Source organism: Streptomyces sp. NPDC048612 (assembly GCF_043199295.1).
In the GTDB taxonomy this organism is placed as follows: domain Bacteria; phylum Actinomycetota; class Actinomycetes; order Streptomycetales; family Streptomycetaceae; genus Streptomyces.
Genome location: NZ_JBICVV010000016.1, coordinates 106,891 through 120,094 on the forward strand (window position 1 = coordinate 106,891; position 13,204 = coordinate 120,094).

Below are 13,204 nucleotides of genomic sequence, written 5' to 3' on the forward strand. Positions count from 1 at the left end.
GCCCGGTCAGGCGGGACCGGAGTCCAGCCCCCTACGCCGGGGGCTTCTCCGGTCCCAACCGGCCGCCGGGTGCCCCCGCGTTCCTCACCCCCGCGCCCGCCCCGGTGCCGACCGTGAAGCCGAGGGTGGCGCCGCCGCCGGGGCGGTGGGTGGCGAAGGCGTGGCCGCCGTGGGTGGTGGCGATCTCGCGGACGATGGCGAGGCCGAGGCCGGAGCCGGGCAGGCCTCGGGCGGCGGCGGCGCGGTAGAAGCGGTCGAAGACCCGGGTGAGATCGGCGTCCGCGATGCCGGGGCCGCGGTCGAGGACCTCGACGCGGGCGCCGGTGACCACGACCTCGATCGGTGCCGTGCCGCCCGCGTCGAACTTGGCGGCGTTCTCCAGCAGGTTGGTGAGCGCGCGGTGCAGCGCGGCCGGCCGGCCCTCGACCACCGCCGGGCGGACGGTCCGTACGGTGATCTCGCGGCCGGTGCGGCGGCGGGCCGAGGCGGCCGCCTTCTCCGCGACCTCGGCCAGCCCCACCTCGGCGAGCGGGTCGTCATCGCGCGTCCCGGCGGCCAGATCCACCAGCTCGTTGACCAGGTCGCTGAGTTCGCGGGCCTCACCCGCCAGGTCGGCCAGCAGCTCCTCGCGGGCGTCCGAGGGGAGTTCGTCGAACCGCTTGAGCAGCGAGATGTTCGTACGGAGCGAGGTCAGCGGGGTGCGCAGCTCGTGGCCGGCGTCCTGGACGAGGCGCTGCTGGTCCTGGACGGCGCTGGCCAGCCGGCCGAGCATGTCGTCGAAGGCGCGCCCCAGCCGGGCGACCTCGTCACGGCCGGCCACCGGGACCGGGACGTCCAGCCGCCCGTGCTCCGCCACGCTCTCGGCGACCGCGGTCAGCCGCACCAGCCGGCCGGTGATCCGGCGCGCCAGCCACCAGCCGCCCGCTCCGGCCAGCGTGATGACCGCGGCGGCCAGCAGGGCGGTGCGCTGCTGGAGCGCGGAGAGCAGGTCCTCGGTCTCGCTGAACTTCTGGGCGACCTGCACCGCGCCGCGGCCGCCGCCGAGCGCGACGGTGGCGACGTGGTACTCCTCGTCGCCGATGTCCGCCTCCCGTTCCGCGTGCTGGCCGGCCCGGTCGTCGGCGGCGATCCGGCGCTCCGCGGCACCGGCCGGGAGCACCGGCCGCCCGTGTTCCACGATCCGGCCGCCGGCGCCCAGGACCTGGACGTCGGTACGGCTCGGCCGGGTGAGTTCGTCGCGCGGCCCGTCGTGGCCGGGTTCGGAGGTCGCGTAGTCGCCGGGCGCGAACGGCTTCTCCCGGACCTGCACCCGGAGATCGCGGACGACCTGCGAGAACACCGACTTCTCGTCGACCCGTACGAGCCGGGCCGCCGCGTCGTAGCTGAGGAAGCCGACGAGCACGGTCACCGCGGCGGCGCCGGCCGCGAACGCCACCGCGAAGGCGGTGCGCAGACTGGCGGGCCTGCGGGTGCGCAGCCAGGCCGCCGATCCGCCGCGCCGCCAGGAACGCAGGCGGGCCCGCAGCCGGCCGCCCGGCCGGCGGCGCCCGGTCGCGGCGCGGTCGCGGGGCCCGGACACCTCAGTCCTCCCGCAGCACGTAGCCGACGCCACGCACCGTCTGGATCAGCGGGCGGCTGCCCGGGACATCGACCTTGCGCCGCAGATAGCCCACGTACACCGCGAGGTTCTTGGAGCCGGGGCCGAAGTCGTACCCCCAGATCCGGTCGTAGATCGTCGAATGGTCCAGCACGATCCCGGCGTTGCGGGCCAGCAGCTCCAGCAGCTCGAACTCGGTCCGGGTCAGCTCCAGCTCCCGCTCACCGCGCCAGGCGCGCCGCGAGGGACCGTCGATCCGCAGGTCCGCGGCTTCGACGACACCGCTGTCCGCCACCCGGGCCTCGTACGCCCCGCCCGCTTCCGCGCCCCCGCCCGCCTCACCGGGCTCCTCGGCACCATCGAACGCGGCCGCCGGGCCCCCGCCGTCCTCCGCCGCGGCCGGGCCGGCCGTCGTCCGCCGCAGCAGCGCCCGCAGCCGGGCGAAGACCTCCTCGACCTCGAAGGGCTTGACCACGTAGTCGTCCGCCCCGGCGTCCAGGCCGGCGATCCGGTCGGCGGTCTCGACCCGGGCGGTCAGCATCAGGATCGGGGTGCGGTCCTGTTCGGCGCGCAGCACCTGGCACACCTGGAGCCCGTCGATCCCGGGCATCATCACGTCCAGCAGGATCACGTCCGGCCGCTCGCGGTGTGCGGCGGCCAGCGCCTGGATGCCGTCGGCGACCGCCGTGACCTGGTATCCCTCCAGGGTCAGGGCACGCTCCAGCGCGGTGCGGATGGGGCGGTCGTCCTCGGCGAGCAGTACGGAGTGGGTCACCCGGCAAGTCTGCCAAGGGCCCGGTGGCGGCCTGCAGGGCGGCCGGTGGGGCGGGGGCTTTCTTACCCGGCTCTCACCCCTGGTTCTTACCGGGCTCTCACCCGGGCCACGCCCTCGGCTTACCCCGTGGCGACACGGTGGCCCCGTGCCGGACCGTCCGGCCGCGCCGACCGGCCGCGCGCGTACCGGCCGGACGGAATGACTCGGCACACCTCGGGGAAGACGCCACACCGCATGAAGATCACCCTCCTGCTGCACAACGCCTATGCCATCGGCGGCACGGTCCGCACCACCCTCAACCTCGCCGCCGCGCTCGCCGGCCGGCACGACGTCGAGATCGTCTCGATGCTGCGGCACCGTGAGGTCCCGCGGTTCACCGTGGACCCCCGGGTGCGGCTGGTGCCGCTGGTGGACACCCGGGTCGGCAGCGCGGACATGGCCGACCCGCTGTTCGGTGAACCCGCGCAGGACTTCCCGCTCGCCGAGAAGCGGCACCACCAGTACAGCCGGCTGGTCGACGTCCGCGCCGCGGAACTGCTGCGCACCACCGACGCGGATGTGCTGATCGGCACCCGGCCCGGCATCAACGTCTACCTGGCCCGGTTCGGCCCCCGCCGGGCACTGCGGATCGCCCAGGAGCACCTCCGGCACGACGCCCACAGCAAGCGGCTCCGCACCGAACTCGCCCACCACTACCGGACGCTGGACGCCGTGGTCACCACCACCGAGGCGGACGCCGCGGTCTACCGCGCGCGGATGCCGCTGCCCGGCGTACGGGTCCTGGCGGTGCCCAACATCGTGCCCGCGCCGGACGGGCCGCAGTCCGAGGGCACCTCGAAGGTGATCGCGGCGGCCGGCCGGCTGGTCCGCGGCAAGCGCTTCGACCTGCTGATCGAGGCGTTCTCCGCGGTCGCCGCCAAGCACCCCGACTGGCGGCTGCGGATACACGGCGGCGGGGGCGAACGGGCCCAGCTCCAGAGCCTGATCGACGGGCTCGGGCTGGGCGGGAACGCGGAACTGACCGGGCCGCGCTCGCCGATCGAGGCGGAGTTCGCCAAGGCCTCGATCGTCGCCTCCGCCTCGGACGCCGAGTCGTTCGGCATGACCCTCGTCGAGGCGATGCGCTGCGGGGTGCCGGTGGTCAGCACCGACTGCCCGCTGGGCCCGGCAGAGATCATCAGCGACGGCACGGACGGGCTGCTGGTCCCGCGCGGCGACGGCCGGGCGCTGGCCGGCGCGCTGCTCACCCTGATAGAGGACCCCGAACGCCGCCGCACCATGGCCGAGCGCGCGCGGCAGAGTTCGCACCGCTACGACCCGGAGCCGATCGCCGAGCGCTACCAAGTCCTCTTCGGGGAACTGCGGTCGACGCGCGGACGGCGGGCGTGGCAACGGACCGTGGGGCGGGCCCGCGCCCGCGCACGACGTCTGCTGCGGCGCGCCCTGCGACGCTGAATCCCGCCCCGGGCAACAGGGCCGGTGAGACCGGCCCGCCACAACTTGACCGCGGCACAAGGAACTTCCTGTCCACGATCTGGCGTCACCGGTGGCAAACATGCTGAACTGCTGGAAACGAAACTGAATCGCACGGCACACAGAATCGCCGGATCACCGCACCGGATCACCGCACCGGGCCACGGAAAAGCCGATCACGGCACGCCCGGAACACGGCAACGCAGTTGACGCTTCGAGCAGTTGACGCTTCGAATCCGCAGGTCCGAACGGCAGGAGGCCGCTCATGCTGCACGGTGTCGATGTCAGCTCCTACAACCCCTCGTATTCCACCGCGGGGCTGGACTTCGTTTTCGTCAAGGCCACAGAAGGCCGCTCCTACATCAACCCGCACCAGTCCGCGCAGGCGTCAAAGGCACGTAAAGCGGGCTGTGTAGTCGGTTTCTACCACTTTCTGTGGCCGGGGAATATCGCGGCCCAGGCGAAATACTTCGTCGAGAAGTGCGTATCCGTCCAGGGCGACCTTCTGGCCTGCGACTGGGAACGCACCGGCGAGGGGACCTATGCGAGCAATGCACAGAAGGACCAGTTCCTGGCCGAGGTGAAGCGGCTGCGCCCCACCCACCGGGTGCTGCTCTACTGCAACCGCGACTTCTGGCTCAACCACGACACCACGTCCTACGCGGCCGACGGCCTGTGGATCGCCGACTACGTCTCGGCCGGGCATCCGCGGATCAAGGCGAAGTGGCGCATCCACCAGTACACCGACGAGCCGCTGGACAAGGACGTCGCGGACTTCTCCACCAAGGCCGCCCTCAAGAAGTGGGCGCACCCGGCATAAGGTTTCCTACCGGCGCGCCGTCGCGCGTCGCCAGGCACCGCACGTACGCGGCGGGGAAACACCGCGTACAGGCCACAGGAACAGCGCGTCACCGCCACCGCGGGACGCAGCACGAGAGATGTGAGGAGCAGCCGTGAGCGACCCGGCGTCCAAGGCCCTGCAGCAGGAGATCGCCCGGGATCTCCAGGTGACCGCGTCGTTCGACGCCGGGCAGGAGATCGAGCGCCGGGTGACGTTCCTCACGGAGCGGCTGACCACTACGGGCCTGCGCTCGCTGGTCCTGGGCATCAGCGGCGGCGTGGACTCCACGACCACGGGCCGGCTCTGCCAGCTCGCCGTGGAGCGGGCCCGCGCGGCCGGGCACGAGGCCACGTTCTACGCGATGCGGCTGCCGTACGGCGTCCAGGCGGACGAGAAGGACGCCCGGCGCGCGCTGGAGTTCATCCGCGCCGACCGGGAGCTGACCGTCGACATCCGCCCGGCGAGCGACGCGGCGCTGCAGGCCGCGCTGGACGGCGGGCTCACCTTCCGCGACGCCCACCACCAGGACTTCGTGCAGGGCAACATCAAGGCCCGGCAGCGCATGATCGCGCAGTACGCGGTCGCCGGTGCCCACGACGGCCTGGTCGTGGGCACCGACCACGCGGCCGAGGCGGTCTCCGGGTTCTTCACCAAGTTCGGCGACGGCGCGGCCGACGTCGTGCCGCTCACCGGGCTGACCAAGCGCCGGGTACGCGCCGTGGGGGCAGCCCTGGGCGCCCCGGAGGAGCTGGTCCACAAGGTGCCGACGGCCGACCTGGAGACGCTCGACCCGGGCAAGCCCGACGAGGACGCGCTCGGCGTGAGCTACGACCAGATCGACGCCTTCCTGGAGGGCGGGCCGGTCGACGAGGCGGCCGCCCAGGCCATCGTCCGCCGCTACCGCCTCACGGAACACAAGCGGGCACTGCCGATCGCTCCGTGAGGGGGCGCGCCACGGCTGCTCCGTGGGGGGCCGGCGCTCCAGACGGCTGCTCCGTGAGGGGGCGCTCCAGACGGCTGCTCCGTGACGGGTCGCTCCACACAGTGCTCTGTGAGGGTCCGTTCGGTGGGAGGCCGCTCCACACGGCCGCTCCGCGAGGGACCGCTCCACGCGGCCTCAGAGCTCTCCCCCGCCCCCTCCCCCTCTCCCCCTTCGGGGGAGGGGGCGGGGGGTGGGTTCGGGGGTGGGGGGGGAGCAGCACCCTCGAATCGGCCCCGCCCCCTCAACGACCCCCCACGCGCCCAACCCACCCCCGCTCGCCCCGCACCACCCCACCCCGTCATGTCATGGCCCGGCTAGGGGATCGTCACCGTCCCGGTGCTAAATCGTGGGTCCGGGCGGGCATGCATGCGGCCATGGGAAGCCGCGAAGTGCGATCGGAAGATCAACTGTCAGTGGGTCCGCCTACGCTCCGGGACATGGGTTACGCAAACCTGCGCGAACTCCAGACCGCGCTGACCACCGCCTCCGACCTTGCCTCGGCCCTGCAGTCCGCGCCCACCCGGCGGGACGCGGACCAGCTCGTCGACGTCCTCCGGCAAGCACTGACCGCCGCCGGCTCGCTGGGCGCGGAGACCGGCCCGACCGGCTGCGCCCTGCATCCGCACGGCGCCGTCGACCCGTTGTACGGCGACCCGGAAGACCCCCTTCCGCCGGGCTACGGGAAGTGCCTGCTCTGCAACGACCGCCGGCGCCGGGCCGACGCCCACCCCCCGCACACCCGCCCGTACGCCCGTCCGCATCCGCGCTGGCGGCGACGCCTGAGTGCTTAGGGGGTGCCTCAGGGGTGCCTCAGGGGTGCCTCAGGGGTGCCCCGGACGACCGCGACGGGACCCCGTGGGCGGGGCAGGACTACCATCCGCGCATGCGACCTGCCAGATACAGCGATGAGGACCTCGAACAGCACTCCCTGCGGCGGCGGGTGCCCGACGACGGGCAGCGGTCCGGGTTCGAGCACGATGTCGACCGCATCCTGTACTCGACGCAGTGGCGGGCGCTGGCCGGCAAGAGCCAGGTGGTGGCGAGCGCCGAGCTGGGCGCGTACCACACCCGGCTGACGCACTCGATGAAGGTGGCGCAGCTCGGCCGGCGGATGGCGGAGCGGCTGGAGCGGCAGTACGGCGGGCCGAATCCGGCGCTCGTCGAGGCGGCGTGCATGGCGCACGACATCGGCCATCCCCCCTTCGGGCACGCGGGTGAGCTGGCACTGCGCGCCACGATGGACGAGCTGCACTTCGCGGACGGCGTGCTGGACAGCTTCGAGGGCAATGCCCAGACCCTGCGGGTGCTGACCTTCCTCGCCGCCCACAAGTACCCGGGCCACCGCGGGCTGCATCTGACCCGCGCCTGTCTGGACGCCGCCACGAAGTACCCCTGGGAGCGGGCGCCCGTCGACCAGGACCCGGCGCGGCATGTGAAGTGGGGCGTGTACGTCGCCGACCGGGAGGCGTTCTCCTGGGTGCGGGCCGGCCGTACGGACTCCGCCGTGCCGGTCGAGGAACAGGTCATGGACTGGGCGGACGATGTCACCTACGCCTGCCATGACGTCGAGGACTTCTACCGCACGGGCCTGATCCCGCTGGCCGCGCTGTTCCCGCCGGACGGTGCCGCAGGCAGCGACACCGAGCGGGAGACCTGCCGTTTCCTGGACTACGTGCAGGCCAAGCGGGCACGGGCGGGCGAGGTCTTCGACCGGGCGGCGGCGCTGGTGATGATGGCGGACATCGGCAAGCGGCTGGCGGTCCCGGCACCGTACAGCGGCAGCCATGAGGACGCGGTGGCGGTCAACCGCCGCACCGCCGACCTGATCTCGTACTTCACCCGAGGCATCGAGCTGGAGGTGGGCGGCGCGGCGGCGATCCGTTACGGGGCGCGGCTGGTGATCCCGCCGGACCGGCGGGCCGCCTGCGATCTGCTCAAGGAGCTGGTGTGGTGCTACGTCATCGACCGCCCGGCGCTGGCCACCCAGCAGCACGGCAAGCGGCGGGTGGTGAGCGAGCTGCTGCGCTGGTCCCATGACGCGCCCGAGCTGCTGCCGCCGGACCGCGCCGAGGAGCTGGCGCTGCACGGCGACCGGCTGCGTGCCGCGGCCGACCATGTCGCCTCGCTGACCGAGGATCAGGCGCTGGCCCTCCACCGGCGGCTGTCCGGTACGGGCCTGGGCTCGGTCAACGACAACGTGTGGCTCTGAGGCCCGGGACGGGAGGGGGACGTGCGCCCCGGGGCACCGCGGGGCGGTGAGCCCGGGGCGCGGGGCACCGCCCCCTCGGCGCCCCGCTCCCGTCCCCGGCTATTCGGTGCCGTCCCGCTGCTTCTTCTCCGGCCGCAGCGCGAACCGGCCGAGCACCGCGGCGACGACCAGCGCCGCCACGGCGATCAGGACGGTGTCCGGGACGCCGTTGCCGATCCGCGTCGCCCATTCCTCGGCCCGGAACTCGCTGTCCGCGTCGAGGATTCCGGGCAGTGCGCTGGTCCCGTTGAAGCGCAGGAACAGCACGCCGATGCCGATGAAGAACACCCCGGACAGCAGCGAGGTGGTGTGCAGCCGCAGCCTGCCGAGGGTGAACTCGCGGCCCCGCAGCCAGCCCCGGGTGCCGAGCTGGCAGCGGTCCCACAGCAGCGCCAGCACGAACAGCGGCAGCGCCATGCCCAGCGCGTAGACGGCGAGCATCGAGGCGCCGTACACCGGTGAGCCGCTGACCGCCGTCACCGTCAGCACCGCGCCGAGGATCGGGCCCGCGCAGAAGCCGGCCAGGCCGTAGACACAGCCGAGCAGGAAGGTGGAGACGGCGGAGCGCGGGGTGATCCGGGCGGCGGCCGCCTGGGCGCGCCGGGAGGCGAAGCCCAGACCGAGGATCTGGGCCAGGCCCATCGCGACGACCACCCAGCCGCCGACGGAGATCAGCAGGTCACGGTGGCCGTTGAACAGCCGGCTGGCCGCCGTACTGGCCGCGCCGAGCGGCACCAGGGTGGTGGCCAGTCCCAGGTAGAACACACCGGTACGGGCCACCAGCCGGCCGGGCGTGGACAGCGAGTACGCGAAGAACGCCGGCAGCAGCAGTGCGCTGCACGGGCTGAGCAGGGCGAGCGCACCGCCCAGGAACGCCGCGAGATAGCCGATGTCGTTCACTTCGCGGCCCCCTTGGCCCCGGGCCCGTGCCCGGCGCGGTCGGCGGCCTGCTCGACGGCCTGCGCGAAGACCTCGTACGGCTGCGCCCCGGCGACCGGCCGGCCGTTGACCAGGAAGGACGGGGTGGACTGCACACCGAGCTGGTAGCCCTCGTCCTGATCCTTCTTCAGCGCCCGGTCGGCGTCCGCGCTCTTCATGTCCGAACGGAACTTGTCGAGGTCGGGCACGCCGCTGCTGCGGGCCAGGTCGACGAGCTTGTCCTCGGCGAGCGCCGCACCCTTGCGGGTCTTGGCGTACAGCGCGTCGTGCAGCTGCCAGAACTTCCCCTGCTGCCCGGCGGCCCAGGAGGCGCGGGCGGCCCGCTCGGAGTGCGCGCCGAAGACGGTGAAGTTGCGGAACTCGATGCGCAGGGTGCCCGCGTCGACGTACTTCTTGATCAGGTCCGGCTGGGTCTCGCGGGTGAAGCGGCCGCAGAACGAGCACTGGTAGTCGGCGTACTCGACCAGGACCACCGGGGCGTCCTTCTTGCCGACGGCCAGCGGGTCGCCGTCCGCGCGCCGGCTGGTCCGCTCGGCGAGGTCGTCGAACATCTTCTGCTGGGCGGGGTCCTCCTCGGGACCGCTGGAGGCGGCGGCCTCGGGGGTGTCGGCGCGGCCGGTGTCACGGCCGCCCTCGACGGACGTGCCGACCGCGACACCGATGGCGATCACGGCGACGACGAGGGCGATGACCGCGCCGATGGCGGCCAGTTTGCGGGCGGGAGGGAGGGAAGCGGGCATGCGGAAGCTCCAGACGTACGGAGGGGAGGGTCAGGGCCGGGTGCGTCGGGGCAGCGGCCTATATCCGCAGTACGGGGAGGAGCGCGGTGTGGTCGGTGGCGGCGGCGCTGTCCGTCGGCGGCCGGGCGAGCGCGCACTGCGCGGGCAGGTCCATGGTGAGCGGGCCCGCCCCGGTGGTCGCGGGGGCGAGCGGCTCACCGCGCTGCGGTGCGGGCAGCGGGGCGGACTCGTCGGGCGACGGCGCGTGCCGGCCCGAACAGCGCTTGGGTGCCTGGGCGACGGCGAGGGGGGCGTCGGGGTCGAGCCGCGGGCCGCCGTGCGCGGCGGCGGGCCGCCCGGTGGCGGGCCGGTCCGGGGCCGTGGCATCCGGGGCGGCCGCCGGCGCGGCGTCAGCCGTCCGCCAGGCCGTGGTGGCCGTCGCCGCCCGGCCCTCCAGCCAGGCCAGGTCGCCGCCGCTGCGGCAGAGCAGCGGCCCGAAGGCGACGGTGAGGAGGAGCAGCAGCGTCAGCGCGGCCGACCGGCGCACATGGTGCATGTCCTTCCTCTCCGTACCTGGCGCGAGCATCAACAGCCCATCCTACGGACCGTCGCCGCGCGCACGGCGCACCGCCGGGCCCCGGCGCCTGTCGCGGCCCGCGGGTCCGGCGGTACGGGAACGGCGTTCAGCGGTCGGCGATCCGCATCTCGAACCAGGTGGTCTTGCCGCGGGGCAGCAGATCCACGCCCCAGCGTTCGGAGAGCTTGTCGACGAGGAAGAGCCCGCGGCCGCTGATGTCCATCTCCTGCACCGGCATCAGACACGGCAGGCCGCGGGACGGGTCGCGCACCTCGATGCGGACCCAGCCGCGGCGCCGGAGCATCCGCAGCCCGAAGGTGCGGGCGCCGGTGTGCCGTACGGCGTTGCCGACGAGTTCGGAGACCAGCAGCACGGCGTGCTCGGCGAGCTGGGGCGTCAGGGACCACTGCCTGAGGAGGACGGCGGCGGTCAGCCGGCGGGCGATCCCGGCGGACTGGGGGCGCGAGGGGAGCCGGACCTCGCCGAGGGTCTGCTCCCCGGCCGGTTCGGGTACCGCGTTCAGCGGTCTGCGGGAAGCCGGTGTCCGGTCCGGGTCCGCGTCGGGGATGCCCGGGGGCGCGGCGGCCGGATCGCTCCGCGGCCGCGGCTGCTCCATTCCTTCGAGGCCCGCCATGCCCCCATCATGGCTGCTACTTGACGGTCACGGGGGTGGAACCGACGGAATGAGCTGTCCGGAATCGTCGGTTCCATCCCCGCGCCGGGACATATGCCAAAGGCAGTTAAGGTTCCGGGCCGTGCCTGCTGACCTGCGACGACGACCGCCGCACGCAGAGCCGTCGGAAGGCCCCAACAAGGCTGCCTTAAGGCGCATTTAAGCCGGGTCTCGTTCCCCCACAAGGGGCATCACGTCCCGGCCAAACCCCAGACGTCCCGTCAACACCAGGTGTTTCAGCGGAACTTGGCCTTGCCCGGACCGTCCTCGACGAAGCTGCGCATGCCGGTCTCCCGGTCCTCGGTCGCGAACAGCCCCGCGAACCAGTTCCGTTCAATGGTGAGGCCGGTGTCGATGTCCGCCTCCAGGCCCGCGTCGACGGATTCCTTCGCGGCCCGCAGCGCCAGCGCGGGGCCCGCCGCCAGCCGCGCCGCCCAGGCGTGCGCCTGCTCGTAGACCTCGGCGGCCGGCACCACCCGGTCGACCAGTCCGAGGGTGACCGCCTCCTCCGCCTTCACCTGACGGCCGGTGAAGATCAGGTCCTTGGCCTTGGACGGGCCCACCAGCCGCGCCAGCCGCTGGGTGCCGCCGGCGCCGGGGATGAGCCCCAGCAGGATCTCCGGCTGGCCGAGCTTGGCGTTGTCCGCCGCGATCCGGAAGTCGGCGCAGAGCGCCAGCTCACAGCCGCCGCCCAGTGCGTAGCCGGTGATCGCGGCGACCACCGGCTTGGGGATGCGGGCCACGGCGGTGAACGCGTCCTGCAGGGCCTTGGACCGCACGACCATGTCCGCGTGGCCCATGACCTGCATTTCCTTGATGTCCGCTCCGGCCGCGAACACCTTCTCGCCGCCCCAGATCACGACGGCGCGGACGTCGTCGCGGCGGGTGGCCTCCTCGGCCAGCTCGCGCAGCCGGTCCTGGGTGGCGATGTCGAGCGCGTTCATCGGCGGACGGTCCAGGCGGATGGTGCCGACGCCGTCGGCGACCTCGAGATTCACAGTCATGCCGGAAGGTTAGTACGCGTTAACGACACCGGACCCGGTGCACTCGGTCACAGTGCAGCGGGCCCGGTCGCCTGCCGTCCGTCCTACCGGCCGGCCTTCCACTTCTCCCAGGACATGTTCCAGTCGCTGAAGCCGTTGTCCGGCTGGATCGTTTCGTCGTGCGAGTTCTTGACGACGACCACATCGCCGATGACGGAGTTCCGGAAGAACCACGCCGCCGGGGTGGAACCGTCGCCGCCGCCGCGCTGGTCGAACAGGCCCACACAGCCGTGGCTGGCGTTGCGGGCGCCGAACGCCGGGCGGCCCGACCAGTAGTTGCCGTGGATGAAGGTGCCGGACGTGCTCAGCCGCATCGCGTGCGGCACGTCCTTGATGTCGTACTCCCCGCCGAAGCCGACGGTGTCCCCGTTCATCCGCGTCACCAGATGCTTCTCGCTGATCACCATCTTGCCGTTGTACGTCTCGGTGCCCGGCGCGCCCGCGGTGATCGGGATGGTCTTGATCTTCTTCCCGTCGCGGACCACGGTCATCTGCTTCGACTCGGCGTCGACCGTGCTGACCTGGCTGCGGCCGACGGTGAAGGAGACCTTCTTGGTCTGGGTGCCGTAGACACCGGGCCGGCCCTGGACGCCGTCGAGGTCGAGTTCGAGGGTGACCTTGGTGCCGGGCGCCCAGTACTTCTCGGGGCGGAAGTCGAGCCGGTCGTTGCCGAACCAGTGGCCCTCGACCGGGACCGACGGCTCGGCGCTGACCTTGATGGCGTCCTCGACGGCCCCGGGGTCCGTGATGCCGCGCGAGAAGCGGATCGAGACCGGCATACCGACGCCGACCCGCTGGCCGTTCTCGGGGCTGTACTGGCCGATGAAGGTGTTCTTGGGGACGAGCGTCGTGAAGCCGGAGTGCTCGGCGGCCTTACGGCCCTGACCGTCCACCGCTATCGCGTCGACGGTGTACTTCGTCGAGGCGCCCAGATGGCCGCTCGGCTTCCACACGGCGCCGTCGCCGGATATCTTCCCGTCGACCTCGTTGCCCTTGCCGTCCTTGACCCTGACGGACGTGAGGCGGCCCTTCTGGGCGGTCACCTTCAGCGCGCCGCTGGTGGCGACGTCGTCCGCGCCGTCCTTGGGCGCTATCGTCACCGCGGCCTGCGAGGCGGTCTTGCCGCCGCCCGCCGGGCCGGCCTTCTTGCCGTCACCGTCGTCGCCGCCACACCCCGTCACCAGCAACAGCGTGGCGGCGAGCACCGCGGCGAGCGGGCCACCGCCCCTCCGCGACCACCGACGCCGGCGAGCCGGCACCCCCGAATTCGGCTGGACGTTCACGACTGGCCCCTTTTCCCCTCGCACGGCCCGCGGTCCCCCGCACGCAGATGCGGG

General features: G+C 73.0%; 13 protein-coding genes. 5 read left to right on the plus strand and 8 right to left on the minus strand.

What is annotated here, in order from left to right:
- Nucleotides 1-31: 31 nt before the first annotated feature.
- Together ACGFN2_RS23530 and ACGFN2_RS23535 are read right to left on the minus strand one after the other, a co-directional pair.
- A complete protein-coding gene (locus ACGFN2_RS23530) occupies nt 32-1,579 on the minus strand; it encodes an ATP-binding protein (protein WP_393363484.1) in 1,548 nt (515 codons plus the stop codon).
- 1 nt (nt 1,580) lies between these two features.
- The gene (locus ACGFN2_RS23535; protein WP_362614525.1) at nt 1,581-2,372 is read right to left on the minus strand and encodes a response regulator transcription factor; all 792 of its coding nucleotides are present in this window, start codon (nt 2,370-2,372) and stop codon (nt 1,581-1,583) included.
- Nucleotides 2,373-2,606: 234 nt separating this feature from the next.
- Here ACGFN2_RS23535 and ACGFN2_RS23540 point away from each other — a divergent pair, with 234 nt between their 5' ends.
- The 5 genes from ACGFN2_RS23540 to dgt all read left to right on the plus strand — a co-directional run bounded on the left by ACGFN2_RS23540 (nt 2,607) and on the right by dgt (nt 7,877).
- Nucleotides 2,607-3,827, plus strand: a complete 1,221-nt coding sequence (locus ACGFN2_RS23540) for a glycosyltransferase family 4 protein (RefSeq protein ID WP_362614526.1) — start codon at nt 2,607-2,609, stop codon at nt 3,825-3,827.
- Nucleotides 3,828-4,110: 283 nt separating this feature from the next.
- Nucleotides 4,111-4,665 carry a GH25 family lysozyme gene (locus tag ACGFN2_RS23545; RefSeq protein WP_362614527.1) on the plus strand — a complete coding sequence of 185 codons (555 nt, stop codon included), beginning with the start codon at nt 4,111-4,113 and terminating at the stop codon, nt 4,663-4,665.
- Between the two features lie 133 nt (nt 4,666-4,798).
- A complete protein-coding gene (nadE, locus tag ACGFN2_RS23550) occupies nt 4,799-5,629 on the plus strand; it encodes an ammonia-dependent NAD(+) synthetase (RefSeq protein WP_362614530.1) in 831 nt (276 codons plus the stop codon).
- 476 nt (nt 5,630-6,105) lie between these two features.
- Nucleotides 6,106-6,459 carry a hypothetical protein gene (locus ACGFN2_RS23555; RefSeq protein WP_018087299.1) on the plus strand — a complete coding sequence of 118 codons (354 nt, stop codon included), beginning with the start codon at nt 6,106-6,108 and terminating at the stop codon, nt 6,457-6,459.
- Nucleotides 6,460-6,551: 92 nt separating this feature from the next.
- Nucleotides 6,552-7,877, plus strand: coding sequence for a dGTP triphosphohydrolase (gene dgt / locus ACGFN2_RS23560; RefSeq protein WP_393363489.1), 1,326 nt, complete (start codon nt 6,552-6,554; stop codon nt 7,875-7,877).
- Nucleotides 7,878-7,976: 99 nt separating this feature from the next.
- On the opposite strand, the gene ACGFN2_RS23565 is transcribed toward dgt, so the two are convergent.
- The 6 genes from ACGFN2_RS23565 to ACGFN2_RS23590 form a co-directional block, all read right to left on the minus strand.
- Nucleotides 7,977-8,816 carry a cytochrome c biogenesis CcdA family protein gene (locus tag ACGFN2_RS23565; RefSeq protein ID WP_393363492.1) on the minus strand — a complete coding sequence of 280 codons (840 nt, stop codon included), beginning with the start codon at nt 8,814-8,816 and terminating at the stop codon, nt 7,977-7,979.
- Nucleotides 8,813-9,595: a DsbA family protein gene (locus ACGFN2_RS23570; protein WP_362610414.1), complete on the minus strand. Its 783-nt coding sequence runs from the start codon at nt 9,593-9,595 to the stop codon at nt 8,813-8,815. The genes ACGFN2_RS23565 and ACGFN2_RS23570 overlap by 4 nt, the downstream gene beginning before the upstream one ends.
- Nucleotides 9,596-9,653: 58 nt before the next feature.
- Nucleotides 9,654-10,130, minus strand: coding sequence for a hypothetical protein (locus ACGFN2_RS23575; protein ID WP_393363495.1), 477 nt, complete (start codon nt 10,128-10,130; stop codon nt 9,654-9,656).
- 127 nt (nt 10,131-10,257) lie between these two features.
- The gene (locus tag ACGFN2_RS23580; protein ID WP_393363498.1) at nt 10,258-10,785 is read right to left on the minus strand and encodes an ATP-binding protein; all 528 of its coding nucleotides are present in this window, start codon (nt 10,783-10,785) and stop codon (nt 10,258-10,260) included.
- A 275-nt stretch (nt 10,786-11,060) separates the two neighbouring features.
- Nucleotides 11,061-11,828, minus strand: coding sequence for an enoyl-CoA hydratase/isomerase family protein (locus ACGFN2_RS23585; protein WP_393363501.1), 768 nt, complete (start codon nt 11,826-11,828; stop codon nt 11,061-11,063).
- A gap of 83 nt (nt 11,829-11,911) precedes the next feature.
- A complete protein-coding gene (locus tag ACGFN2_RS23590) occupies nt 11,912-13,150 on the minus strand; it encodes an Ig-like domain-containing protein (protein ID WP_393363504.1) in 1,239 nt (412 codons plus the stop codon).
- Between the last annotated feature and the right edge of the window lie 54 nt (nt 13,151-13,204).

Bases quoted from the DNA above. Each gene is read 5' to 3' on its own strand.
- dgt (WP_393363489.1), top strand. From the start codon at position 6,552: ATGCGACCTGCCAGATACAGCGATGAGGACCTCGAACAGCACTCCCTG.
- ACGFN2_RS23545 (WP_362614527.1), top strand. From the start codon at position 4,111: ATGCTGCACGGTGTCGATGTCAGCTCCTACAACCCCTCGTATTCCACC.
- ACGFN2_RS23540 (WP_362614526.1), top strand. From the start codon at position 2,607: ATGAAGATCACCCTCCTGCTGCACAACGCCTATGCCATCGGCGGCACG.
- ACGFN2_RS23580 (WP_393363498.1), bottom strand. From the start codon at position 10,785: ATGGCGGGCCTCGAAGGAATGGAGCAGCCGCGGCCGCGGAGCGATCCG.
- ACGFN2_RS23570 (WP_362610414.1), bottom strand. From the start codon at position 9,595: ATGCCCGCTTCCCTCCCTCCCGCCCGCAAACTGGCCGCCATCGGCGCG.
- ACGFN2_RS23575 (WP_393363495.1), bottom strand. From the start codon at position 10,130: ATGCACCATGTGCGCCGGTCGGCCGCGCTGACGCTGCTGCTCCTCCTC.
- ACGFN2_RS23585 (WP_393363501.1), bottom strand. From the start codon at position 11,828: ATGACTGTGAATCTCGAGGTCGCCGACGGCGTCGGCACCATCCGCCTG.
- ACGFN2_RS23555 (WP_018087299.1), top strand. From the start codon at position 6,106: ATGGGTTACGCAAACCTGCGCGAACTCCAGACCGCGCTGACCACCGCC.